The organism is Dysgonomonas reticulitermitis, assembly GCF_054601275.1.
This window is the reverse complement of sequence record NZ_BAAHWU010000117.1, coordinates 1-1,651: the sequence shown is the minus strand read 5'-3', so window position 1 is coordinate 1,651 and position 1,651 is coordinate 1. Positions and strand designations below refer to the sequence as shown.

Annotated in this window: 1 protein-coding gene; it reads left to right on the top strand. The window is 41.7% G+C overall.

Going from position 1 to position 1,651, the window contains the following annotated elements; all coding sequences use genetic code 11:
- The first annotated feature begins 99 nt into the window (after nt 1–99).
- On the top strand, nt 100–1,623 hold the full coding sequence (locus tag ACYPZI_RS15905; RefSeq protein WP_459603346.1) for an IS1634 family transposase: 1,524 nt from the start codon (nt 100–102) through the stop codon (nt 1,621–1,623).
- Nucleotides 1,624–1,651: the final 28 nt, after the last annotated feature.

The window sequence follows — 1,651 nt, the reverse complement described above, 5'->3', positions numbered from 1 at the left end:
CTGTTTTCCGCACTTTTTTTGCAACACCAAGTTAAATCACATATAATCAATAGATTATAAATTTATTTTTGTATTTTTGGGTGTTGCAAATCGATATTTATGTTTATAAGAGAATTGAAAAACAGATCTGGGAGTGTTAGTATTCAGGTGATTAGCAAGTCAAATGGCCGCTACAAAGTGCTAAAAACAATAGGTTGCGGCACAACGCGCCACGAAATTGACGGACTGAAAACGCTTGCCCGTCAAGAGATCAAACGCTTAGAAGCTCAACCCTCCTTGTTTCCTTCCGAAAGAGACGAACTGGTCGAACAAGTATTTTCATCGCTATATAACTCCAGTATAAGAACAGTCGGTCCTGAGTTGGTCTTCGGGCGCATCTATGATTATATCGGTTTTGGGCGCATTAAGGAAGATTTATTCCGTCATTTGGTTGTCTCCCGGCTGGCTTTTCCGTTGAGTAAATTGAAGACCACGGAATATCTCTATCGTTATCAGGGAGAAATTATCAGTGTAGATGCCGTTTATCGTTTCCTTGACAAACTGAACGATTCCCTCAAACCGGCTGTTGAACAGATTGCCTTCACACATACCTGGCGCACGCTCGGAGGCGATATTGGTGTGATTTTCTACGATATGACAACGTTGTACTTCGAAGCGAGCGATGAGGACGATCTTCGTAAGACTGGCTTTTCAAAAGACGGGAAACACAGTAACCCTCAAATTTTCATCGGTCTGTTGGTTGGTTCGGCAGGGTATGCTATAGGTTATGATATTTTTGAAGGAAACACGTATGAAGGGCATACGTTGATCCCATTTCTGGAAAAAATAAGCGGAAAGTTTAATCTTGGGAAACCGGTTGTAATTGCTGATTCAGGATTGTTGTCCAAACCCAACATCAAGGCGTTGGAGGAGAACGGTTACGAATATATTATCGGTGCGAGGTTGAAAAATGAGACTGCCATTATACAAGAAGAGATTGTAAGACAAATATATACGGAAGGTACATGTTATACGCTCAAGAAAAGCGAAACCGCACGGCTTATTGTCCATTATGCGGATAAAAGGGCAAAGAAGGATGCTTATAATCGAAAGAAGGGACTCAGGCGTCTGGAAAAGCGTATTAAATCGGGAAAACTCACCAAATCAAGCATCAACAATAGGGGATACAACAAATATCTGCAATGGGAAGGAGAGGTAGAGGTGAATATAGATTATCAGAGATTTGAAGAAGACTCCGTTTGGGACGGGCTGAAGGGATTCATTACTAACACGAAATTACCGGATGATGCGGTTCTAGATAATTACAGAAATCTGTTTGAAATCGAACGGGCTTTCCGAATGTCAAAAACAGACTTGCGCATACGTCCTGTCTTCCACCGCCTGCGGCATCGGATTGAAGCCCATATTTGCATCGCTTTCACAGCGTACTGCATATACAAGGAGCTGGAACGCGTGCTCAGAAAAGAGAAATCTTCGTTATCACTGAAGCTGGCAAGCGAGATAACGCACAACATGTACCAAATAACTTATCAATTGCCCGAATCAAAACACTTCAATACAAGACTGCTCAATATGGACGAACAACAAACCGAACTATACCAAATTATCTCGGAAAATTTTTAGGGTGTTGCAATGCGGAAAACAGGAAAAA

Bases quoted from the DNA above. Each gene is read 5' to 3' on its own strand.
- ACYPZI_RS15905 (WP_459603346.1), top strand. From the start codon at position 100: ATGTTTATAAGAGAATTGAAAAACAGATCTGGGAGTGTTAGTATTCAG.